This is a genomic window from Gordonia cholesterolivorans (assembly GCF_039531975.1).
Classification (GTDB): Bacteria; Actinomycetota; Actinomycetes; order Mycobacteriales; family Mycobacteriaceae; genus Gordonia; species Gordonia sihwensis.
Window position 1 is genome coordinate 277,460 of sequence record NZ_BAAARB010000001.1, and the last position, 21,267, is coordinate 298,726.

21 protein-coding genes are annotated in these 21,267 nt (G+C 69.0%); 8 read left to right on the forward strand and 13 right to left on the reverse strand.

Going from position 1 to position 21,267, the window contains the following annotated elements; translation table 11 throughout:
* From ABFX36_RS01265 to ABFX36_RS01285, 5 genes are read right to left on the reverse strand one after another with little or no spacing between them, the layout of a single operon-like run.
* Entirely contained in the window at positions 1 to 192 is a 192-nt protein-coding gene (locus ABFX36_RS01265; protein WP_045536639.1) for a ferredoxin, read from the reverse strand.
* The gene (locus ABFX36_RS01270) at positions 192 to 1,610 is read right to left on the reverse strand and encodes a cytochrome P450 (RefSeq protein ID WP_346074713.1); all 1,419 of its coding nucleotides are present in this window, start codon (positions 1,608 to 1,610) and stop codon (positions 192 to 194) included. The genes ABFX36_RS01265 and ABFX36_RS01270 overlap by 1 nt, the downstream gene beginning before the upstream one ends.
* On the reverse strand, positions 1,607 to 2,440 hold the full coding sequence (locus ABFX36_RS01275; RefSeq protein WP_062367397.1) for an SDR family oxidoreductase: 834 nt from the start codon (positions 2,438 to 2,440) through the stop codon (positions 1,607 to 1,609). Before ABFX36_RS01275 ends, ABFX36_RS01270 begins: the two co-directional genes overlap by 4 nt.
* The gene (locus ABFX36_RS01280) at positions 2,437 to 3,684 is read right to left on the reverse strand and encodes a cytochrome P450 (protein WP_346074735.1); all 1,248 of its coding nucleotides are present in this window, start codon (positions 3,682 to 3,684) and stop codon (positions 2,437 to 2,439) included. The genes ABFX36_RS01275 and ABFX36_RS01280 overlap by 4 nt, the downstream gene beginning before the upstream one ends.
* A 34-nt stretch (positions 3,685 to 3,718) precedes the next feature.
* Positions 3,719 to 4,315: a TetR/AcrR family transcriptional regulator gene (locus ABFX36_RS01285; protein ID WP_006894443.1), complete on the reverse strand. Its 597-nt coding sequence runs from the start codon at positions 4,313 to 4,315 to the stop codon at positions 3,719 to 3,721.
* 63 nt (positions 4,316 to 4,378) lie between these two features.
* Between ABFX36_RS01285 and ABFX36_RS01290 the strand changes: the two genes are divergently transcribed.
* The 5 genes from ABFX36_RS01290 (at position 4,379) to ABFX36_RS01310 (ending at position 8,787) form a co-directional block, all read left to right on the forward strand.
* Positions 4,379 to 5,860, forward strand: a complete 1,482-nt coding sequence (locus ABFX36_RS01290; protein ID WP_006894442.1) for an aldehyde dehydrogenase — start codon at positions 4,379 to 4,381, stop codon at positions 5,858 to 5,860.
* 167 nt (positions 5,861 to 6,027) lie between these two features.
* Positions 6,028 to 6,759: an SDR family oxidoreductase gene (locus ABFX36_RS01295; RefSeq protein WP_006894441.1), complete on the forward strand. Its 732-nt coding sequence runs from the start codon at positions 6,028 to 6,030 to the stop codon at positions 6,757 to 6,759.
* Positions 6,756 to 7,628, forward strand: a complete 873-nt coding sequence (locus ABFX36_RS01300) for an NAD(P)-dependent oxidoreductase (RefSeq protein WP_346074714.1) — start codon at positions 6,756 to 6,758, stop codon at positions 7,626 to 7,628. Before ABFX36_RS01295 ends, ABFX36_RS01300 begins: the two co-directional genes overlap by 4 nt.
* Before the next feature lie 72 nt (positions 7,629 to 7,700).
* A complete protein-coding gene (locus ABFX36_RS01305; RefSeq protein WP_062367423.1) occupies positions 7,701 to 8,063 on the forward strand; it encodes a carboxymuconolactone decarboxylase family protein in 363 nt (120 codons plus the stop codon).
* A gap of 49 nt (positions 8,064 to 8,112) precedes the next feature.
* Positions 8,113 to 8,787: a PaaI family thioesterase gene (locus tag ABFX36_RS01310; RefSeq protein WP_346074715.1), complete on the forward strand. Its 675-nt coding sequence runs from the start codon at positions 8,113 to 8,115 to the stop codon at positions 8,785 to 8,787.
* Positions 8,788 to 8,795: 8 nt separating this feature from the next.
* On the opposite strand, the gene ABFX36_RS01315 is transcribed toward ABFX36_RS01310, so the two are convergent.
* A complete protein-coding gene (locus ABFX36_RS01315; RefSeq protein ID WP_346074716.1) occupies positions 8,796 to 10,505 on the reverse strand; it encodes a SulP family inorganic anion transporter in 1,710 nt (569 codons plus the stop codon).
* A gap of 1 nt (position 10,506) precedes the next feature.
* The gene (locus tag ABFX36_RS01320) at positions 10,507 to 11,817 is read right to left on the reverse strand and encodes an ion channel protein (protein ID WP_346074717.1); all 1,311 of its coding nucleotides are present in this window, start codon (positions 11,815 to 11,817) and stop codon (positions 10,507 to 10,509) included.
* 193 nt (positions 11,818 to 12,010) lie between these two features.
* Here ABFX36_RS01320 and ABFX36_RS01325 point away from each other — a divergent pair, with 193 nt between their 5' ends.
* Both ABFX36_RS01325 and ABFX36_RS01330 read left to right on the forward strand, forming a co-directional pair.
* Complete coding sequence (locus tag ABFX36_RS01325; protein ID WP_062367426.1) at positions 12,011 to 12,919, forward strand: amidohydrolase family protein; 909 nt, start codon at positions 12,011 to 12,013, stop codon at positions 12,917 to 12,919.
* A gap of 43 nt (positions 12,920 to 12,962) precedes the next feature.
* Positions 12,963 to 13,997, forward strand: coding sequence for a TIGR03617 family F420-dependent LLM class oxidoreductase (locus ABFX36_RS01330; RefSeq protein WP_278126164.1), 1,035 nt, complete (start codon positions 12,963 to 12,965; stop codon positions 13,995 to 13,997).
* Here the strand turns inward: ABFX36_RS01330 and ABFX36_RS01335 are convergent.
* On the reverse strand, positions 13,942 to 14,907 hold the full coding sequence (locus tag ABFX36_RS01335) for an NADPH:quinone oxidoreductase family protein (RefSeq protein ID WP_197462931.1): 966 nt from the start codon (positions 14,905 to 14,907) through the stop codon (positions 13,942 to 13,944). The two genes, ABFX36_RS01330 and ABFX36_RS01335, sit on opposite strands and share 56 nt — an antisense overlap.
* A 44-nt stretch (positions 14,908 to 14,951) precedes the next feature.
* Here ABFX36_RS01335 and ABFX36_RS01340 point away from each other — a divergent pair, with 44 nt between their 5' ends.
* Entirely contained in the window at positions 14,952 to 15,611 is a 660-nt protein-coding gene (locus ABFX36_RS01340) for a class I SAM-dependent methyltransferase (protein WP_222111196.1), read from the forward strand.
* 2 nt (positions 15,612 to 15,613) lie between these two features.
* Here ABFX36_RS01340 and ABFX36_RS01345 read toward each other — a convergent pair whose 3' ends face one another.
* The 5 genes from ABFX36_RS01345 to ABFX36_RS01365 are packed head-to-tail and all read right to left on the reverse strand — an operon-like array spanning position 15,614 to position 21,234.
* A complete protein-coding gene (locus ABFX36_RS01345; RefSeq protein ID WP_006894431.1) occupies positions 15,614 to 16,465 on the reverse strand; it encodes an LLM class F420-dependent oxidoreductase in 852 nt (283 codons plus the stop codon).
* Between the two features lie 55 nt (positions 16,466 to 16,520).
* On the reverse strand, positions 16,521 to 17,576 hold the full coding sequence (locus ABFX36_RS01350) for a prenyltransferase (protein ID WP_346074718.1): 1,056 nt from the start codon (positions 17,574 to 17,576) through the stop codon (positions 16,521 to 16,523).
* 2 nt (positions 17,577 to 17,578) lie between these two features.
* The gene (locus ABFX36_RS01355) at positions 17,579 to 18,310 is read right to left on the reverse strand and encodes a class I SAM-dependent methyltransferase (RefSeq protein WP_222111199.1); all 732 of its coding nucleotides are present in this window, start codon (positions 18,308 to 18,310) and stop codon (positions 17,579 to 17,581) included.
* Positions 18,311 to 18,313: 3 nt separating this feature from the next.
* Positions 18,314 to 19,552: a glycosyltransferase family 4 protein gene (locus ABFX36_RS01360; protein ID WP_062367404.1), complete on the reverse strand. Its 1,239-nt coding sequence runs from the start codon at positions 19,550 to 19,552 to the stop codon at positions 18,314 to 18,316.
* Positions 19,552 to 21,234, reverse strand: coding sequence for an FAD-dependent oxidoreductase (locus ABFX36_RS01365; protein ID WP_346074719.1), 1,683 nt, complete (start codon positions 21,232 to 21,234; stop codon positions 19,552 to 19,554). Before ABFX36_RS01365 ends, ABFX36_RS01360 begins: the two co-directional genes overlap by 1 nt.
* Positions 21,235 to 21,267 lie beyond the last annotated feature (33 nt).

Consider the following 21,267-nt stretch of genomic DNA (forward strand, 5'->3'; position numbering starts at 1 on the left):
TCATTCCTCCACGATCTTCAGTGCTTGGGTCGGGCAGAACCGAACAGCGGCCTCCACTTCGGCGCGCTGCGATTCGTCAGGGTTCTCGTTCAGGATCGTCACCGCGTCACGGCCCGCCTCGAAGACGTCGGGGGCTTCCAACTCGCACATCCCGTGTCCCTGACACAGATCCAGATCGACGACGACGCGCATCACCGCTCCCGCCGCCGATAGGCGACGCGGCACGGCTGCTGCAACTGCACGACCATCTTGGAATGGTCGTTGCGGTAGCTGTCCGGCTCCTGAACCAGGGAGAACTCATAGTTGCGCAGCAGCACCGAGAAGATCGCCTTCAACTGCATCATCGCGAACTGCGCGCCGACGCAGCGATGCCGTCCGGCACCGAACGGGATCCACGTCCAGCGATTGACCAGATCCTCCTGCCGCGGCTGCTCGTACCGAGCGGGATCGAAGGAGTCCGGGTCCGGAAAGTCCTCCGGCAGCCGGTTCGAGACCGCAGGCGAGACCGCGATCGACTGTCCGGCGCGAACCGTGACCCCGCCGACCTCGAAGTCCTCCTGAACCAGGCGCATCAGGATGATCAGCGGCGGATGCAGTCGCAGCGCCTCCTTGATCGCGCCTTCCAGCTTCGGGATCTGACGCATCGCAGCGAAGCTGTACTCGACGCCGTCCGAGTAGATCCCGTCGAGTTCGCCGACGACCTCGGCGAGATGGTCCGGATGTTTGAGCAGTTCGATCAGCGTCCACGCCGCCGTCCCCGAAGTGGTGTGGTGGCCCGCGAACATCATCGAGATGAAGATGCCGGTCACGGTGTCCGGACTGAACATCTGCGAACCGTCGTCGTTCTTCAGCGACACCAGCACGTCGAGCAGATCCCGGTCGGCGGAGTCGGCCGGCGGGTTCGCGATACGGCGGTCCATCACGCCGCCGATGAACTCTACCAACTCGGCGCGCGCGGCGTCGCGTCGGCGGAAACTCTCGATGTCGGCGTGCATGTCGACGTAGGCGATCGGGTCGGTGCCCTTCTCCAGCTCGTGATAGAGGTGCGCGATGTGGCCCGACAGCTCTTCGCGGAACTTGCGTCCGATCAGGCACGACGACGAGGTGTACAGCGTCAGTTCGGCGAAGAAGTCGAGCAGATCGATTTCGCCGGCGTCGCCCCAGCCGGCGATCATCCGTTCCACCTCGTCGGGGATGGTGACCGCGTGCTGCTTCATGTGCGCCCCCTTGAGCGCCTGATTGTGCAGCATCTCGCTGCGCCGCTCGGGACTGGTGTCGAAGACGACGCCCTCACCGAAGATCGGAGTCATGAAGGGGTACGCGGCGCCCTGATCGAGCACCTCGTCGGGCGCGCGGAAGAACTCTTCGTTCGCGGCCGCACCGCTCACCAGGACCACCTCCCGGTCGGCGAGCTGGAACATCCCGACGTCGCCGTGCTCGGCCCGGACACGCCGGAACAGGCCGATCGGATCGGTGGCGAGCTCGTCGAGGTGTCCGTGCTCGCCCTCTCCGCCGGATACGCGGATCGATGCTGCAGGGTCGGAGGATGCTGCGTGCTCGGAGGATGCTGCGCGGTCAGAGGGTTCAGTGTGAGATGCGCTCGTGGTCATGCCGGTGCTCCTTCCGAATGCGCGACCGGTTCGGGCTGGGCGGGGGTGGACGATTCCGGCGGTACGAGCTCGCCCTCGGCTTCGACGTCGACCGATCGCATGTGCGCGCCGGGCGGCATCGAGATCATCGCCATGACAGCCGAAGCCAGATTCTCGGGTGTGAGGAAGTTGCCGTGCCGGGCCAGGCCGAACGCGATCCAGTCGTTGAGCATCGCCTCGGTCTGCTTCTGATCGAGATTCATGCCCATGCCCGTGATCGTCTGGCCGGGCCGCACCAGACCGGCGCGCACCCCGGTGCCCTCCAACTCCATGTCGATGGTGGCGACCATGCCCTCGACACCGCATTTGGCGGCGACGTACGCCGACGACCACGGACGCGGGTGGGCGACGACGTCGGAACTGATGAACACGATGTCGCCACGGCGGCGCGCGATCATCGCGGGCGCCACCGCGCGGTAGAGCCGGTACGCGCCGACCAGGTGCACATCGATCTGCGCCGCCCACTCGTCCACCGGCATCTCGTGGGCTCGGCCGATCTGGAGATCGCCGGCACCGGCGACCACCACTTCGAGGGGACCCAGCGCCTCCTGCGCCGCGTCGACCGCGTTCCGGACGGAGTCGTCGTCGGTCACGTCGAGCGCGACGGCGGCCGCTTCACCTCCGTCGGCGACGATCCGTGCGGCAGTCGCGGCGCACTTCTCCACACGGCGTGCGCCGAGGGCGACCGGATGGCCGGCCGTGGCGAGGGCCAGGGCGGTGGCCTCGCCGATGCCGGACGAGGCACCGGCGACCAGCACGGGCCGACGTTCGGGATGGGGCTGAAATCTCATCGGGGGACCACTTTCATCGGGAGGGACGCGAAACCGCGGACGTTCACCGAGTGCACGCGTTCGGCGGCGTCGAGGTCGACGTCGAAACTCTTGACGGTTCGGGCGATCTCGGCGAGGCCGAGGTCGGCCTCGAGTCGGGCCAGGTGCGCTCCCAGGCAGAAGTGCGTGCCGAGTCCGAACGAGAGGATGGTGCGGCTGCTGTCACGGCCGATGCGGTACTGGTCCGCGTCCGGCCCGAAGACCTCTTCGTCTCGATTCGCCGAACCGATCAGCAGCAGCACCCGATCGCCCGCGGGAATGGTGTAGCCGCCGTATTCGACGTCGTCGACCACGCGCCGCAGCAGCATCTGCGTGGAGGTGTCGAACCGGAGCGTCTCCTGGACCCAGTCCCCGACGACGGCCGCCGGATCGGCGCCCGCGCCGACCTCATCGAGGATCCCCGCCACCTGCCCCCCGCTGCGATGACCCCAGTAGACGGAATTCGCCAGCAGCTTGGTGGTGGTCTCGTTGCCCGCGACCACCATGAGCATCATGAAGCCGATGATCTCCTGGTCGGTCATCGTGGTGCGCTCGCCCTTCGCCGCGGCCACCCCGTCTCCGACGAGTTCGGCGCCGATCAGCGCGGAGACGAGGTCGTCGCCCGGGCGTCTGCGACGGTCGGCGAGCAGCTCCGCGTAATAGCCGTGCAACTCCAGGTAGGCGCGCACAGCGGCTTCGGGTACATCGGTGACGCCCTCCTCCCGGTGGATCAGCAGATCCGACTGCCGTCGCAGGTATGCGCGGTCGGACGGCCCGACCCCGAGCAGCTCCGAGACCACGTCCATCGGCAACAGTCCGGCGAAGTCGTGGACGAAGTCGAACTCCCCCATCTCCACGCAGCGCGCCCAGTGCCGATTCGTCAGCTCGTGGATCCGAGGTGCGAGCTCGCTGACCCGGCGCGGCGTGAATCCCTTCGATACGAGCTTGCGCAGGCGCAGGTGGCGCGGGTCGTCCATCGCCAGGAAGCTCATCGCGTACTCGGCGTTCTCGTTGTACGACGTCGGATCCATCGAGACGCCCCAGCTGTTCGACAGCCGCACGTTGTCGCGGAAGGCCTCGGAGACGTCGTCGTGCCGGGCCAGCGCCCAGAAGTCGCCGTCGGTGTTGCGGTACACCGGCGCGTCGCGGCGCAGCCGCGCGTAGGTCGGATACGGGTCCTCGTGAAAGTCGTAGTCGTACGGGTCGAACGGAATCGACTCCTGCATTCCGGTGTCGGTGACGGTCAACGTCTCATTCCCATCAATCGTTGAAGAGCAGTGCGGCGGCCGCGACCAGCCGCTCGGATGTCGCTTCGTAGGTCAGGTGTCCCATGCCGGCGGTGACGAGTCCGCCTGCGTAGAGCATCTGCAGGGCGTCCACCACCCGAGGGGCATCGGGGTGGTCGTCACCGACCGCGGCGGCGAGGCGGTCGTGAATGAACCCGCCGATCCGCCACCGCAGGTGCTCGGAGTCCGGGTCGCTGCCCAGCAGCGCGACGGTGACGGCTCCGCCGAGCTGTCCCTCTCCGGCGACCACGGTCGAGACTCCGCGCAGCACCTGCGCCACGCGCTCGGCCCGGGGCAGGGAGGCGTCCACCTCGGGCACTCCGGCGGCCAGACGCCGCCAGAACACCTCCGCCACCAGGTGACTCTTCGAGCTGAAATACGTGTAGGCGGTGGCCGGCGCCACCCCCGCGCGCTTCGCGACGTCACGCACCGAGAGCGCATCGAAGCCGTCCGCGGCGAGGATCTCGACGGCCGCCTCGGTCATCTTGGTGATCTTCTCGGCCTGCTGCGGACTCAGGCGCCGCCGGGTGGACTCGGCCGCGACACCGGCGGACTCGACTGGGGTGGACATGTGACGCACGCTACTCTACGGTTGAACCGAAGTCCAGACACCTGTCCAGATGGAGTTCTGACAATGACCCGAGCGAGCCTCCCACTCAGGCCCGACACCGCCACCGACCTGCTCGTCGACGGCGCCCTGATCCCCGGTTCCGGCGGCGTCTTCGACGTCGTCAACCCCGCTACGGAGGAGGTGATCGGCCAGGCGGCCGAAGCCACCGCGTCCGACATGGATCGGGCGATCGAGGCCGCCCGCCGAGCCTTCGATCGGACCGACTGGTCGCGCGACCACGCCTTCCGCGCCCACTGCCTGCGGCAACTGCGCGACGCACTGCTCGCGCACGCGGACGAACTGCGGGAGCTGACGGTCGCCGAAGTGGGCTGTCCCACGTTCCTGACGCACGGCCCGCAGCTGGTGGGGCCGATCACCGATCTCGGGTACTTCGCCGACCTCGCCGAGAGCTATTCGTGGATCACCGATCTCGGCGAGGCGAGCCCGATGGGCATCAAGAACCGGCGAGAGCTGCGCGCCGAGGCGATCGGTGTGGTCGGCGCGATCACACCGTGGAACTTTCCGCACCAGATCAACTTCGCCAAGATCGGTCCGGCGCTCGCCGCCGGCTGCACCGTGGTCCTGAAGCCGGCCCCGGACACCCCGTGGTGTGCCGCGCTGGTCGGGAAGGTGATCGCCGAGGAGACCGACTGCCCTCCGGGCGTGGTCAACATCGTCACCTCCACCGACCACGCACTCGGTGAGCAACTGTGCACCGACCCCCGCGTCGATCTCGTCTCGTTCACCGGTTCCACCGACACCGGCCGCAGGGTGATGGCCGCCGCCGCGCCCACGCTCAAGAAGGTCTTTCTGGAACTCGGCGGCAAGTCGGCCTTCATCGTGCTCGACGACGCCGACCTTGCAGCCGCCTGTTCGATGGCGGCGTTCTCCGTCGTGACTCACGCCGGGCAGGGCTGCGCCATCACCACCCGTCTGCTGGTGCCGCGCGAGAAGCTCGCGGCCGCCGTCGAACTCACCAAGAACGCGATGGCGGGCCTGTCCGCGGCGGACCCGACGGACCCGGGAACGGTCTGCGGACCGCTCATCTCCGCCCGGCAGCGGGAGCGCGTCGAGAACTACCTGCGTCTGGCACGCGAGGAGGGCGGCGTGATCGAGATCGGCGGTGGCCGGCCCGCCGGACTGGACCGCGGTTTCTTCGTCGAACCGACGCTCATCTCCGGCGTCGGCAACTCCGCTCGCGTCGCACAGGAGGAGATCTTCGGCCCGGTGCTGGTGATCATCCCGCACGATGGCGACGACGACGCGATCGATCTCGCCAACGACTCCCCCTACGGACTGTCGGGCGCCGTGTGGGGCACATCGCCGGAACGGGTGAACGCCGTGGTCGACGGCGTCCGCACCGGGACGATGAGCGTCAACGGCGGCATCTGGTACTCCGCCGACGTCCCGTTCGGCGGCTACAAGCAGAGCGGAATCGGGCGAGAGATGGGCCGCGCCGGTTTCGAGGAGTACCTCGAGATCAAGGCGGTCGCCACACCCGTATAGGGAGGTCGGCCCCTCCCGCTCCCACCTCTCCCGCCGGCCTGGCCCGCCCGCTGCCCACCTCTCCCGCTGGCCGGCCCCGCCCGCTGGTTGAGCGAGCGAAGCGAGTCGAAACCTCCACCCCCACCTCCACCCCCCGCCCACACCCCACAACACCCCGAAGGAACAACATGACCAGATTCGCCGACAAAACCGCCATCGTCACCGGCGCCGCCGGAGGCATCGGAGAGGCCTACGCCCGGGCACTCGCCGACGAGGGCGCGTACGTGGTGATCGCCGATGTCAACGACGACGCCGGACGGTCGGTGGCCGACGCGATCGGAGGCATGTACGTGCACACCGACGTCTCCGACCCCGACTCCGCGGCATCGCTCGCGACGGCCGTCGTTGACGAACGCGGGAAGATCGACGCGCTCGTCAACAACGCCGCGATCTACGGCGGCATGAAGCTCGACTTCCTGACCACCGTGCCGTGGGACTACTACAAGAAGTTCATGAGCGTGAACCTCGACGGTGCGCTCAACGTGACCCGCGCCTGCTACCCGCATATGCGGCACGGCGGGGCGATCGTGAACCAGTCGTCGACGGCGGCCTGGCTGTACAGCGGCTTCTACGGTCTGGCCAAGGTGGGCGTCAACGGCCTCACCCAGCAGCTCGCCGTCGAACTCGGCGGTCAGCGCATCCGCATCAACGCGATCGCCCCCGGCCCCATCGACACCGAGGCCACCCGCTCCACCACTCCCGCCGCGATGGTCGACGACATGGTCGCCAAGCTCCCGCTGGGGCGGATGGGCACGCCGCAGGATCTGGTCGGCATGTGTCTGTTCCTGCTGTCCGACGAGGCGTCCTGGATCACCGGACAGATCTTCAACGTCGACGGCGGACAGGTCATCCGCTCATGAGCGAGGCACTGCGGCTGGGCTGTGTCGGGCTCGGCAACATCGGCGGTCCGATGGCTGCGCGCCTGGCCGGATCCGCTCCGACCACCGTCTTCGACCTCTCTCCGGATGCCGTCGCCACCCTGGTCGATGCGGGCGCGGTCGCCGTGGACGGTCTGCCCGAACTCGCGTCCGCCAGCGATCTGGTCAGCATCTGCGTTCGCGACGACGCCCAGGTCCGCAAGGTGATCGGGGAACTGCGCCCGCACCTGGCGCCGGGCTCGCTCATCGCGATCCACTCCACCATCGCCCCCGAGACGGCGGCCGAGCAGGCCGCCGCGTGCGCGGCGGACGGGATCGTCGTGCTCGACGCTCCGATCTCCGGCGGCGCCCCCGGGGCTGCGGAGGGCCGGCTGGCGATCATGATCGGCGGCGATCGCGCCGGCTACGAGCGGGCCAGAGCCGCACTCGCGCCGGCGGGCGATCTCATCGTCCATGCCGGCCCGGCGGCCGGCGACGGAACGCGGATGAAGCTGGCCCGCAACCTGCTGCACTTCGTCTCCTTCGCCGCCACGGCCGAGGCGTCCCGACTCGCCGAGGCCGCCGGAATCGACATCGCACAACTCGGGCGAGTGGTCCGGCACACCGATGCGATCACCGGCGGTGCGGGCGCGATCATGCTTCGTGACACCACCGGGCCGATCGCTCCCGACGACTTCTGGTTCGGTGTCTTCACGCACGTCCGCGATCTCGGCGAGAAGGACCTGACCCTGGCACTGACCCTGGCCGACCGGCTCGGCGTCGACCTCCCGCTGGGCCGCCGCGCCCTCACCGATCTGGCCGCCGGACTCGGTGTGCCCCATTCCGCCCACGACGCACGCCGCGACGGCTGATCCGGCGCGCAGCGAAATGAACCGAACCGAAGGAGCATTGTGAACCCGACCCCGCAAGACGATCTGCCCCCGATGACCGAGCGACGCCGCAAGGGCCTGGCGACGATGTCGGAGGTGTACGGCTGGGAGATGTCCGACGGTCCGGGCGACTTCTTCGCGCACACCGCCGATCAGGTCTTCGGCGAGGTGTGGAGCCGCGAGGGCCTCACCCACCGCGACCGCAGGCTGGTCCTCCTCGGCGCGCTGGCCGCCAACGGTCAGGTGGACGTCGCCGAGATCCAGGCGGCGGCGGCGCTCGGCAACGGCGAACTCACGCCGGAGGAGCTGAACGAGATCGGACTGTTCCTCTGCTACTACGTCGGCTGGCCGCTGGGCACCAAGATGACGATGATGTTCGGCGAGGTCGCCGGCAAGCACCGGAAGTCCGAGCACTGAGCCCGAACCCGCGCCCGTCGAGACCGCGCACGACCATAGGCTGACCGGCATGGACTTTCGATTGGTAGACCTCAGCGCCGACGAGATCGCTGCGCAGCTCGCCGTGGTGGAACCGCTGACCGAGTCGGTCCGCGCGCTGATCGACGCGGTGATCCGCACCGAGGTGCCCGACGACGATCTGGACGACGCGCGCCGGCGGATCGACGCGGTCACCGCCTCACTGCGCGCAGCGCAGAAGCCGGGCAGCTACGGAGTGCCGTTCACCCGCGACTTCACCGGCATGCCGTGGGGCAACGCGGCCGTGGGTGTGCGCAACGCCATCGCTCCCCCGCTGCGGGTCGACCACCACGACGACGGGACGGCCACCGCTCGGGTACGGCTCGGCGCCGCGTACGAGGGCCCGGCCGGCCTGGTCCACGGCGGGATCTCGGCCATGCTGCTCGATCAGATGCTCGGCGAAGCGGCCAGCGTCGGCAACGGAACCCCCTGCTTCACCGGCACGCTCACCGTGAAGTACCTGCGCCCGACACCTCTCGGCGACGTCGATCTGCGCGCCCGCACCACCGGATCGGAAGGACGGAAGGTCTTCGTGCGGGCCGAACTCTGCGACGCGGACGGCCCGACGGTGACGGCGGAGGGAATCATGGTCTCACCGAGGAATCTCCCGTCCCCGGATCAGATCGCGAAGTTGCGTGCAGCGACCGCCGCAGATCACGACGCCTGACGACGAGGTCAGGACGTACCTGTGTCCGGACCGTTCCCGTCGGTCTCCGCGAGCCAGCGCTGGGCTTCGGCGTAGGCGGTGTCGAGACCACCGAAGACATGCCGGGACGCGGGCACGACATTCTCCTCGCCCAGCGCTCGGACCAGGCCCGCTCGCGTCACCGCGTCGATCATCGCGGAACTGACGCCTGCGAGCATGAGACGCCCGCCCGACTTCCGCAATGCCTCGGCCTTCGCGCGCAGCAGCTTCTGCAGTGTCGCCGACGGCACGTCGGGCAGGACGCGTACGTTCAGAATCACCACGAACCGGCCCGGTGCGGAGGGCGGCGCCGGCCACGTCTCTGAGATGCGGGGCACTTCTGCGAACAGCGCGACGCCGGCGTAGTACAGCACGGTGATTCCGTTGGCGGGCAGCGTCTTCGGCGGTTCTTCCAGACACCAGCCCTCGTCGTCTCGGACCAGCGCCAGCAGCCGGGCGCTGCGTGCCGCCTGGACGCAGTAGAGCACCAGCGAGATTCCGGCACCGACGAGGATCGCGTACTGCAGGGGGATCTGGGTCGTCGCGAGGAAGGTCGCCACCATCGCGACGGCGCTCAGCGGCGCCGTGCGCAGAACCAGAGTGACGTCGGCCCATCGACCCTGAATCAACTCGAACCCGATGACGAACAGCAGTCCCCCGATGACAGGCATCGGGATGATCTGCGCGGCGGCGCCGGCGATCAGCACGAGAACCACCAGCCACGCACCGGCGAAGACGCCCGCCCAGCGGCTCGTCGCGCCCGCGGAGACCGCGACACCTGTGCGGGACAGGGAGCCGCCGGTCGGCAGCGATCCGAAGAAGCCGCCGACGATGTTGGCCGCACCCTGCGCCGAGAAGTCCCCGGACGCACTCGCCTTCGATCCGTCCGGGTTCGGCACCGCCGCCGAGATGCCCGCTGCCTGAGCGAGACCGACGAGGGCGATGGCGAACGCTCCGAGAACGAGGTTCGGGAATGCACTCAGATCCGGAAACGTGAACGGCGGCAGACTGTTCGGCACCTTCGCGATATCACCGACGGTCTCCGTGTCGGCGCCGGTCACCGCGGCCACCGCGGTGACCGCGACGAGTGCGATCAGCGTGGCGTACGACTTGACCGGTCTGACGAACTGCAGAACTCCCCACACCGCGACGGTGCCGAGCGCCACCGCCACCGACGCCCCCGACCATTGGGGCACGTGTCCGAGCACCTCGACGAACTTCACGACGGTGTTGTGCCGTTCCGGGTCGTAGCCGGTGACGTCGCCGAGCACCCCCGCCACGATCTGTACGGCGATGCCGACCGTGAATCCGGTCATCACGGCGCTCGAGACGAAGTCCATGATCGCGCCGACGCGCAGCAGACCCATCACCAGCATCACGGCACCGACCGCCACCGTCAGCATCGCGATGTTCCCGACGTCGTGCGGGTCGAGGCCGGCCGAGGACAGCACGCTCTGCGACGACAGTGCGATAGCACTGGTCAGCGTGGTGACCATCAACGCGGTCCGGGCGAACATCGACCCCACGAGTGTCGAGAGCATCCCCGAATACAGACCGCTGACCGGATTGAATCCACCGATCGACGCGTACGCCATCCCCTCCGGGATGGAGAACAACGCGGTCACCAGACCGGATACGGCATCCGCTGGTCTCGGCCGCGAGATCTTTCGGATCCGGCGCATGATCGCTGACACGGCCACCTCAGACGTTCCTCTCCGTATCCTGCGAATCTCGTCGGATCTCGACCGGCCGAGCACTCAATTCCGGTGCGTTAGCCACCACCAGCCACGCCGCGAGCGTGGAGAAGAGCAGTGGAACCATGAGATCCATCTGCGGCACGATCGCCAACCCGAGGAACAGACTCAGCCAGCCGTTGCGCGCAGCGGCCACCGAGATCCCGACTACCGACGCGCTCACGCACAGGGTCAGCGGTATCGAGGTCCAGAGTGTGTGAACGCCGAATCCGAAGGCCGCTCCGATGAACACCGCGGGGAAGATCCGGCCGCCCCGGAAACCTGACGCCCCGGCGACCAGCAGCGCGCACAGCTTCACCGCCGCGAACACGAAGAATCCCATGGCGGTGGTGGTCGCCACCTCGCCCGGCAGCTCGTTCATCTGCTCGAGGCCTTTGAACAGGGTGATGGTGCCGCCGAGCGCACCGAGGCCGCCGAGGACCGCCCCGGCCACGGTCAGCCGCACCACGGGACCGGGCAACCGGGTGTTCAGCAGTCGGTGCAGGGGGTCGAAGAGCGCGGCACCGACCACGCCGACGGTTGCCGCGGCCGCCGCGACACCGATGGCGAGGAGCACGTGGACCACACCGCCGATCGTCTCGTCCGGCAGACCCATCGACAGCCCGAGATCGGTGAAGTGCAGCATCACGAACGAACCGGTCGCCGCGGCGACGAGCGGCACGTACAGCCGGTGCCACAGCGGGACGCGGGGATCGCCGCTGTTGAGTTCGGACAGCATCAGCGCCGCGGCGACCGGTGTCCCGAACATCGCGCCGATCGTGGCCGAGGTCGACAGCCCCATCCACTCCTTCTGCCCCAGCTTCGGCACGAGCCGGACACCCAGCCCGACGATGATCGCGGCGTTGATCGCCATGATCGGGTTCTCCGGCCCCAGGCTCACCCCGCCGGACAGGGTCAGAACGGTGGCGAGCACGAGGCCGGGGAGCACGCGTATTTCGAGAGGAGTGGAGACGAGTCCCTCCGTCGCCGGATCGGGGCCGGCATGGCCCGGCAGGTACCGGATCACGAGTCCGGCGAGCAGACCGACAGCGGTGAGCGTCCCGAAGATGAACCAGCCGTTGTCGCCGGACACGCCGAGCGCGGCACTGAGATCGTCCCAGACCAGTTTCTGAACCAGTTCCGCGAGCGCCGAGACGCCCCACAGCCCGAGCGCGCACAACGCGCCGACCGCGATCCCGACAGGGGTCAGCGCGATCATCTGCGCGACCGGCGGCCGGACCGTCGGCGTTGCAGCGGCGCAGGACCCGGTTTCGTCCATCGCAGTCCTTTCGTCGCCCGTCGCGCGACCCACGCGTCCGGCATGGTCGGTAACCCAATGGTCGGTCACTGCAATGGTCGGTCACTGTGGGCCGGCGGATCCGGAGGCGTCACCCGCGGCGAATGACCCACCCGGCTCGATCGTTCCCACCGGTCCGCCGGCCACCGATCGGCCGTTCGGTAGCGTCGAGGCCATGTGTGACGATCATCGCATGGAGCCCTTCTCCGCCGAGGAGTCCGAAGCCGTTCAGCGCATCTGGCGAGAGCTGGGCATTCCGGGTCTCATCGACGTGCACACCCATTTCATGCCGCGCCGGGTGATGGACAAGGTCTGGGCGTACTTCGACTCCGCCGGCCCGATGCTCGGCAGGCAGTGGCCGATCGCCTACCGGGCCGACGAGGACCGCCGCGTCGAGACGCTGCGCGCGTTCGGTGTGCGCGCGTACTCGTCGATGATCTATCCCCACAAACCCGATATGGCCCGATGGCTCAACAGTTGGGCGGCGGAGTTCGCGTCGGCGCACCCGGACTGCCTGCAGACGGCGACCTTCTACCCGGAGGAGGGGGCCGCGGCGTACGTCTCCGAGGCGATCGACGCCGGAGCGAGGATCTTCAAGTCGCACATCCAGGTCGGCGCGTACTCGCCGATCGATCCGCTGCTCGACGGCGTGTGGGAACGGATCGACGACGCGCAGATCCCCGTGGTGATCCACTGCGGTTCGGGTCCGGCACCGGGCGAGTTCACCGGCCCGGAACCGATCGACGAACTGCTGCGGCGGTTCCCGAGCCTGCCGCTCATCGTCGCGCACATGGGCACCCCCGAGTACGAGCCCTTCCTCGCACTCGCCGAACGGTACGAGAACGTCCGGCTCGACACGACGATGTCGTTCACCGCGTTCTCGGAGGAGTCGGCGCCGTACCCCCGCGAGCTCTTCGGCCGGCTCCGGGACGTCGGCGAGAAGATCCTCTTCGGCAGCGATTTCCCCAACATTCCGTACAGCTACACCGAGGCGCTCGCCGCCTGCGCCCGGCTCGACCTCGGCGACCGCTGGCTGCGCGGCGTGTTCCACGACAACGCCGCCGCGCTCTTCGGAATCGGCTGACACCGTGTATGTCGACACGACGATCGTCTGTCGATTGGAGCAGATGGGCGCGGCATCGGCCGCCGCCGAATCGGCCGGATACGACGGAGTGTGGACCTTCGAAGGCGCCCACGATCCGTTCCTGCCGCTGCTGCTCGCCGCGGAACGCACCGAGCGGGTACGGCTCGGGACCTCGGTGGCGATCGCGTTCGCCCGAAACCCGATGCTGCTGGCGACCACCGCATGGGACCTGCAGGCCTATTCACGCGGGCGGTTCGTGCTCGGCCTCGGCACTCAGATCAAGCCGCACATCACCCGGCGATACGGGATGCCGTGGAGCCGCCCCGCCGACCGGATCCGCGACATGGTCACTGCGATCCGCGCGATCTGGGACAGCTGGGAGACGGGCGGCCGCCTCGACCACCGCGGCGAGTTCTACCAGCACACGCTGATGCCGCCGCTGTTCCGGCCCGACGCGCGAGAGGTGGAGGGCTTCGGTCCGCCGCCGATCTGGCTTGCGGGCGTGGGGCCGAGGATGACGGCGGTCGCGGGCGAGACGGCCGACGGATTCCTCTCGCATCCGCTGTGCCCGCCCGCGTTCCTGCGTGAGACCACCCTGCCCGCGTTGGCCGCAGGCGCGGCGTCGGCGCGGCGCCGGGTCCCGGAGGTCCACCACTCGGCGATGGTGATCACCGGGCGCGACGCAGCCGACCGCGCGGCGGCGCGCGAAGCCGTGCGGACGCAGGTCGCGTTCTACGGCTCCACGCCCGCCTACCATCCGGTGCTCGAAGCCGTCGGCCGCGCCGAGCTCGGCCCCAGGCTGCACGAGCTCTCACGCGCAGGCGACTGGACGGCGATGGCTCAGATGGTCGACGACGCGCTGGTCGACGCCGTCGCGGTCACCGTCGACGACATCGGCTCGGGCGCTGCCGAGTTGGTGGATCGGTACGGACCGTGGGTGGACCGGCTGGGCTTCAACACGCCCTACCGCGCCGATCCGGCCCTGCTCGCGGACCTCGCCGCCGCGGTCCGGGAGGCCGCGGTCACGAGATCCGCACCACCGCCTTGCCCCGCACGCGACCCTCGGCCAGATCGGTGAGCGCCCGCGGCAGTTCGGCGAGTTCGTAGACGTGGTTCACCGGCGGTCGCATCCCCTCCCCGACCAACCGGACGATGTCCTCGTGCAGCAGCCCGGGCACCTCGGGGTGCGTCCGGATGTATTCGCCCCATGCCGCGCCGACGACGGAGATGTTCCGGAAGAGCACGCGGTTGAGCTTCACCGTCGGGATGCCGCCGGCGGCGAAGCCGATCACCACGAAACGGCCGTCGGGCGCGACGGTGCGGAGCGCCTCGTCGAAGACCTCACCGCCGACGGGATCGATCAGCACGTCCACGCCTCCCCCGGTGCGCTCGAGGACCCGGTCCTTCCACCCCTCGGTCAGTGCGATGACCTCGTCGGCGCCCAGCGCCCGGAGCATCTCCTCGTTGCCGGTCCGGTGCACCACCGCGACGACCCGGGCGCCGAGTGCCTTGGCGACGATGATCGAGGCCACACCGATGCCGCCCGCGGAACCGAGCACCCCGACGGTCTCGCCGGTCCGCAGATTCGCCCGCATCTTCAAGGCGAACAGCGCGGTCTGGAAGTTGATGCCGAGCGCGGCGCCCTCGTCGAAGCTCAGTTCGTCGGGCAGGGGGAACAACTGCTGTTCGGCCACGGCGATCTGCTCACCGAATCCGCCGAGCATCGATGCGACGACCACGCGGTCGCCGACCGCGAACCGACCGCCCTCCGGAGCCGCGGCGACGACGCCGGCAACCTCGGTGCCTGGAACGAAGGGCAGCGGCGGCCGCAGCTGATACTCGCCGCGGCTCATCAGCAGGTCGGGGAAGCACACTCCGCACGACCGCACATCCACCAGGTACTGACCCGCTTGCGGCTCGGGAGCCGGAATCTCTTGCAGTTCCAGGCCTTCCGGGCCCACTTCATTGACGATCACCTGTGCTTTCATGACTTCCACGGTAACCGTCGGACACCTGTCTATACGATTGAACGATGGCATTGACCTCCCCCACCAACGGACTGTCCGACGAGCGTCTGCGCGTAGCCGACGAAGCGCCCGGCTTCATGCCGCTCGATGAGGCCCTCGCACTGCACGAGGCGGCGACGTCGTATCTCTCGCAGCCCGACTCGGTCGGCATCGGCGTCGAGATCGGCACCTACTGCGGAAAATCGACGGTGTTCCTCGGCGCCGCCGCCGAAGCATACGGCGCCCTGGTGGTCACCGTCGACCACCACCGCGGTTCGGAGGAGCATCAGCCGGGCTGGGAGTACCACGACACCGAACTCGTCGACAGTCACAGCGGACTGCTCGACACGGCCGCCCGCTTCCGGCGGACGATGTACGACGCCGGGCTGGAATCGACCGTGCTCGGGTTGCTCGCGCCCTCGACCGCCGCCGCGCGGGTCTGGGGACGCGAGGTGGATTTCGTGTTCATCGACGGCGGCCATTCGATGGAGGCCGCGCAGAACGACTACGACGGGTGGTCCGGGTGGGTCCGCGCCGGCGGCGCACTCCTCATCCACGACGTCTTCCCCGACCCGAACGACGGCGGGCGGCCGCCGTACGAGATCTACCGTCAGGCCCTCGACTCCGGCCGGTTCACCGAGCAGTCCGCGCACGGTTCACTGCGCGTCCTGCGGCGGATCCGCTGAGCCTACGCGGCGACTCCGAGTCCGAGCTTGCCCGCCAGCTTCTCCAGATACGAGCGCGCGGTGTCGGCGTTCTCGTCCGGCAGCCCGTAGAGGACGCGGGTGACTCCGATCCGGTCCCACCGCGCCAGCCGCTCGGCGTCCGGCCGCATGTCGAGCGCGACGATCTGCGGTGCGCCGTCGCGTCCCGCGTCGGCCCAGATCGTCTTGAGCAGGGCCACCGACTCGTCGATGTCGGTCTCGCCCGGTGTCGTGATCCAACCGTCCGCATTGCGCGCGATCCACGTGAAGTTCTTCTCGGTGCCCGCCGCGCCCACCGACACCCCGATGGTCCGGGACGGTTTCGGCCACGCCCAACTGGGACCGAAATCGACGAACTCACCGTGGTACTCGGCCTCGTCCTGCGTCCACAGGGCGCGCATCGCCTCGAGGTATTCGCGCAGCATCGTGCGCCGGCGGCCCGCCGGGACGTGGTGGTCCGACAACTCGTCCAGGTTCCAGCCGAAGCCCACGCCGAGGCGCACGCGTCCGCCCGACAGGTGATCGAGGGTCGCGATCGTCTTCGCGAGGGTCAGCGGGTCCGACTGCACGGGCAGCGCCACCGCCGTCGACAGTTCGATGCGTGAGGTGACCGCCGCCGCGGCCGCCAACGACGTCCATGGGTCCAGCGTCCGGGTGTACCTCTCGTCGGGGAGGCTCGCGTCGCCGGTCCGCGGGTGGGCCGCCTCGCGCCTGGTCGGGATGTGACTGTGCTCGGGCACGTAGTACGCGGCGAAGCCCGCCTGCTCGATCAGCGGCGCCAACTCGTGCGGTCGCAGACCGCGGTCGCTGGTGAACTGCACGATTCCGTAATCCACTTGGCCCTCCGAACTCAGACGCCCTCACTGGACGCTAGACTGGACACTAGTCCAATCATCGCCCTTGCGCTACCGGTTCATCGGCTGCGAGACGGTCGTCGTCGAGTTCGGCGAAGATGCCGCCGGCGGGTGTCGCACGGCTGATCGCGTCCGCCGCGAGGATCACCGCGGCCGACGTCCAGCAACTGCGCTCCACCGGCCAGCGCTTACCGTCCGCGAAGACCAGCCCGGTCCAGTACGAACCGTCGGGATCACGCAGGTGCTGAATCGACTCCACCATCGCCGCCGCGCGATCCACGTCGCCGAGCGCCTCCAGCGCCAGCGCGAGCTCGCTGGTCTCGGCGCCGGTGACCCACGGGCGATGGTCCACGCACCGCGCTCCCAGTCCGGGAACCACGAACCTCTCCCACTCCGCATCGATCTGCGCGCGGCCGGCATCGCCGCGCAGGGGCCCGCCGAGAACCGGGTAATACCAGTCCATCGAATGCTCGCCGGCCGCGACGAAGACCTCGTCGGGCCGGGTGAACGCCACCGCGAGGTCACCGCGCGAACGCTCCCACGTGCCGGCGTCGGCTCCCACCTCGCCCGCGATGCGGATACCGCAGCACAGCGCCGAGTAGATGCTCGAATTGCCGGTCCGGAGGGCGTCGTCGAACATGGCTCCGGTCCGGTAGTCGGCCGCCCATCGGAACGCCCCGTCGCCGCGCTGGAACATCAACACCCGGTCCAGAGCGGCACGCACCGTGGGCCACATGCTCCACAGGAAGGCCTCGTCACCGGTGATCAGATAGTGATGCCACACTCCGACCGCGATGTAGGCGCAGAAGTTGCTGTCGACGCCGGGGTCGACGACCCGCCCGGCCCGCAGCTCCATCGGCCAGGAACCGTCGTCGCGCTGGGTGTGCGCCGACCATTCGTACGCCGCACGAGCAGCGTCGAGGTAGCCGCTCGCCGACAAGGCCATCGCCGACTCGACGTGATCCCACGGGTCGGTCTTGCCGCCCGGGAACCACGGAAGCGCACCGTCGGGCTCCTGCATTCCGACGATCGCGGCTCCGGTCGCGCGCACTTGCGCGGGCGTCAGGACGCCGGACACGGAGGGGACGGCCATCGTTACGCGGATTCGGCGAGTCCGGCCGGCTTGCGCAAGTAGATCGCCACCGACTTCCCGACGAGCGGATTCAAGAGTTGCTCGCCCGCACGGGTGACCCACGGCTTACTCATCATGTCCCACACCAGCATCTTGTGATAGCCGCGGACCAGCGGGTTGCGGTCGTTGTCGACGCCGACCGCGCACTTGAGCCACCAATACGGCGCGTGCAGGGCATGCGCGTGTCCCGATCCGGTGATCTCCAGGCCCGCTGCCGCGAGCTTGTCGGCCAGCTCCGACTCGCGGTAGATACGGACGTGGCCGCCCTCCACCTCGTGGTACTCGTCCGAGAGCGCCCAGCACACCCTCTCCGGCCAGTAGCGGGGAACGGTGACCGCGGCCGACCCGCCGGGTTTGAGGATGCGGACCATTTCGGCGATGGCCGCCTCGTCGTCGGGGATGTGCTCCAGGATCTCCGACATCAGCACGACGTCGAAGGACTCGTCGTCGTAGGGCAGCGCGAGCGCGTCGCCGACCTCGGTGCGCGCGACACCCGATTCGGGAACCTCCCCCGCCGCGGCCAGCGCGCCGAACATCTCCGCGACGTCGGCCATGTCCTTCTCGTTCTGGTCGAAGGCGATGACCTCCGCACCGCGGCGCAGCATCTCATACGAGTGACGGCCCTGACCGGCGCCGATGTCGATGGCCTTGACTCCCGGTCCGACGGCGAGACGGTCGAAATCCACAGTGAGCACGTGTCAGTTCCCTTCGCCCGCGGCGGCGTCGACGGCCGCCCGATATCGATCCGCTGTCGCTTTGGCGACTGCCGACCAGCTGTACCTCGAGGTGGCACGGGCGCGACCGCCCGCGCCCGTGCGCGCCGCCAGTTCCGGATCCTCGAGCAGCCGGAGCAGCGCCTGCGCGAGAGCGCCGGCATCGCCGGGAGGAACCAGGAGGGCGGCCGACTCGTCCTCGCCGACCACCTCCGGGATCGCGCCCGCACGAGTCGCCACCAGCGGTGTGCCACAACTCATGGCCTCCACCGCGGGCAACGAGAAGCCCTCGTACAGCGAGGGCACACAGGCGATCTCCGCGCTCGCCAACAGGTCGGCCAGCTCGGCGTCGTCGAGTCCGGAGACCACCGACACCCGCTCGCCGATGGACAGTTCGTCGATCAGCCGCGCCGAGGGGCCATCCGGATCCAGCTTCGACACCAGCGTGAGGTGCACGTCCCGTTCGACGGCCACCTTGGCGACCGCCTCCAGCAGGTACGAGACCCCCTTGAGCGGTGCGTCGGCGCTCGCGACGCACACGATCCGCCCGGGGACCCGCTCGCCGCGGGGCGCGTACAGATCGACGTCGACGCCCAGCGGGATGGTCGCCAGTGCGCCCGGCTCCACGTGAAACGCATCGCGGATGTCCTGTTCGCTGCTGTTCGAGACGGTCAGCAGCGACGGAATCCGCCGCGCCACGCGGCCCTGCATCGCCAGGAACGAATGCCACCGCCACGCGCTGATCTTCTTCAGTCCCACGGCGGCCTTCACCGCCAGCGAACGGTCGCGGGTGATCGGGTGATGGATCGTCGCCACCAGCGGGAAACCCTGACGCTTGATATCGAGCAGCCCGTAGCCCAGGCATTGGTTGTCGTGCACCACGTCGAAGTCGGCTCGCCGGCCGCGCAGCAGCCGCGCCATCCGCAGACTGAACGTCAGCGGTTCACCGAACGCCGCGGTCCACATGGCCGCCACCTCGAGCACGTCGATCCAGTCGCGATACTCGCCGAGCCGCGGAGTCCGGAACGGTTCGGGTTCGCCGTACAGGTCCAGGCTCGGCACCTTGGTGAGCCGGACGCCGGCGTCGAGCTCGGGATACGGCTGACCGGAGAAGACCTCCACGTCGTGGCCGAGTGCGACCAGTTCCCGCGAGAGATGGCGGACGTACACGCCTTGGCCCCCGCAGTGCGGTTTGCTGCGGTACGACAGCAGCGCGATCCGCACTAGAGGGCCTGTCCGACGGGATCGGCCTGACCGGCCACGCCGGTCATCTCCTCCACGGAGACGAACTTGACCCGTCGGCGGCCGGACTCCGACCCGGCCTCGCGTTCGGCCGCGTCGATGCGTTTCCAGCCCGCCAGATCCACGCGATGTGCGCCGCGAGAGGCCACCAGGTCGGCGACGTCGGAGTTGTCGACCGCGGGATCCGTCAGCGCGCCGGCGGCGAAGTCGGCCAGGATCGCCGCCGCGGCCTCCTCGCCGCACAGCCGGTTCCGGCCGATGCCCCCGGTGGGTCCGCGCTTGACCCAGCCGGCGACGAAGACGCCCGGAATCGGATCCCCGGCCGACCCGTCGAGGACGCGGCTGCCGGCGTTCGGGACCACCGACCGGCCCTCGTCGAAGGGCAGGCCCTTGATCGGCCGGCTCCGGTATCCGATCGACCGGACGATCAGCCCGGCGTCGAGCTCGGAGATCTCGTCGGTGCGCTCGATCCCGCCGTCGCCGATGTAGCGGTTGCGCACCAGCTTCACCGAGGCGGCCGCACCGTCACCGGTGATCTCCACCGGAGAGGTCAGGAAGCGGAATACGATCCGTCGACTCCCCTCGGTCCGCGGCATCGCGGCGAACTCCCGGGCCAGGCGGATCTTGGTCGCGATCACCGAGTCCAGCGAGTCGTCGGCCAGCGCGGCCGCCGTCTCTTCGGACAGCGTCAACTCCGATTCGTCGATCACCACGTCGACGCCTTCGAGGTCGGCCAGCGACACGAACTCCCCGTTGGTGAAGGCGCCGTGCTCGATACCGCGCCGTCCCACGACCACCACTTCGCGCACCTTGGACGCGCGGAGGACGTCGAGTGCGTGGTCGGCGATGTCCGTCCGTGCGAGCTCGTCGGGATCGGTGACCAGGATGCGCGCCACGTCGAGCGCCACGTTTCCGTTGCCGATCACCACCGCGCGCTCGGCACTGAGGTCGAACTCCCGCTGTGCGTGGTCGGGGTGGCCGTTGTACCAGGCCACGAAGTCGGTCGCGGCGATCGAGCCCGCCAGATCCTCACCGGGGATGTCGAGGCGGCGGTCGTGTGCGGCGCCGACGGCGTAGAGGACGGCACCGTAGCGTTCGCGCAGTTCGTCGTGGGTGATGTGCTCGCCCACCTCCACGCCCAGGTGGTAGGTGAAGTTCCGCTTCCGCTCCACCGCGGCGAAGGTCTCCTCGACCCCCTTCGTCTGCGCGTGGTCGGGGGCGACTCCGGCCCGGACCAGCCCGTACGGGGTGGGCAGACGGTCGAACATGTCGACGCGCACCTGGGCCTTCTTGACCAACTCCTGGGCGGCGTAGAAGGCGGCGGGCCCGGCTCCGACGATGGCGACACGGAGTTCGGTGTCGGGCAGCTGCGGCGGCTTGGGATGCCGCACGAGTCCGCCTTCGACGTCGTGGTCCTTGTAGTAGTCGGCGTTGATCTGGAGGAAGGGCTCTTCCCTCTCGGGGAGCTGATCGTCCGGATAGATCGCGCTCACCGGACACTCGTCGATGCAGGCGCCGCAGTCGATGCACGTCTCCGGGTCGATGTAGAGCATCTCGGCGGTGAGGAAGTCCGGTTCGTCCGGTGTCGGATGAATGCAATTGACCGGGCAGACGGCAACGCAAGATCCGTCGTTACAGCAGGATCGCGTGATTACGTGCGTCATCTGGGACATCCCTTCGAGCTCAAGGGTGAACGT

Bases quoted from the DNA above. Each gene is read 5' to 3' on its own strand.
- ABFX36_RS01265 (WP_045536639.1), bottom strand. From the start codon at position 192: ATGCGCGTCGTCGTCGATCTGGATCTGTGTCAGGGACACGGGATGTGC.
- ABFX36_RS01330 (WP_278126164.1), top strand. From the start codon at position 12,963: ATGGGCGCGGCATCGGCCGCCGCCGAATCGGCCGGATACGACGGAGTG.
- ABFX36_RS01335 (WP_197462931.1), bottom strand. From the start codon at position 14,907: ATGAAAGCACAGGTGATCGTCAATGAAGTGGGCCCGGAAGGCCTGGAA.
- ABFX36_RS01300 (WP_346074714.1), top strand. From the start codon at position 6,756: ATGAGCGAGGCACTGCGGCTGGGCTGTGTCGGGCTCGGCAACATCGGC.
- ABFX36_RS01305 (WP_062367423.1), top strand. From the start codon at position 7,701: ATGACCGAGCGACGCCGCAAGGGCCTGGCGACGATGTCGGAGGTGTAC.
- ABFX36_RS01295 (WP_006894441.1), top strand. From the start codon at position 6,028: ATGACCAGATTCGCCGACAAAACCGCCATCGTCACCGGCGCCGCCGGA.
- ABFX36_RS01320 (WP_346074717.1), bottom strand. From the start codon at position 11,817: ATGGACGAAACCGGGTCCTGCGCCGCTGCAACGCCGACGGTCCGGCCG.
- ABFX36_RS01325 (WP_062367426.1), top strand. From the start codon at position 12,011: ATGTGTGACGATCATCGCATGGAGCCCTTCTCCGCCGAGGAGTCCGAA.
- ABFX36_RS01290 (WP_006894442.1), top strand. From the start codon at position 4,379: ATGACCCGAGCGAGCCTCCCACTCAGGCCCGACACCGCCACCGACCTG.
- ABFX36_RS01350 (WP_346074718.1), bottom strand. From the start codon at position 17,576: ATGGCCGTCCCCTCCGTGTCCGGCGTCCTGACGCCCGCGCAAGTGCGC.
- ABFX36_RS01285 (WP_006894443.1), bottom strand. From the start codon at position 4,315: ATGTCCACCCCAGTCGAGTCCGCCGGTGTCGCGGCCGAGTCCACCCGG.
- ABFX36_RS01270 (WP_346074713.1), bottom strand. From the start codon at position 1,610: ATGACCACGAGCGCATCTCACACTGAACCCTCTGACCGCGCAGCATCC.
- ABFX36_RS01340 (WP_222111196.1), top strand. From the start codon at position 14,952: ATGGCATTGACCTCCCCCACCAACGGACTGTCCGACGAGCGTCTGCGC.
- ABFX36_RS01310 (WP_346074715.1), top strand. From the start codon at position 8,113: ATGGACTTTCGATTGGTAGACCTCAGCGCCGACGAGATCGCTGCGCAG.
- ABFX36_RS01275 (WP_062367397.1), bottom strand. From the start codon at position 2,440: ATGAGATTTCAGCCCCATCCCGAACGTCGGCCCGTGCTGGTCGCCGGT.
- ABFX36_RS01365 (WP_346074719.1), bottom strand. From the start codon at position 21,234: ATGACGCACGTAATCACGCGATCCTGCTGTAACGACGGATCTTGCGTT.
- ABFX36_RS01280 (WP_346074735.1), bottom strand. From the start codon at position 3,684: ATGCAGGAGTCGATTCCGTTCGACCCGTACGACTACGACTTTCACGAG.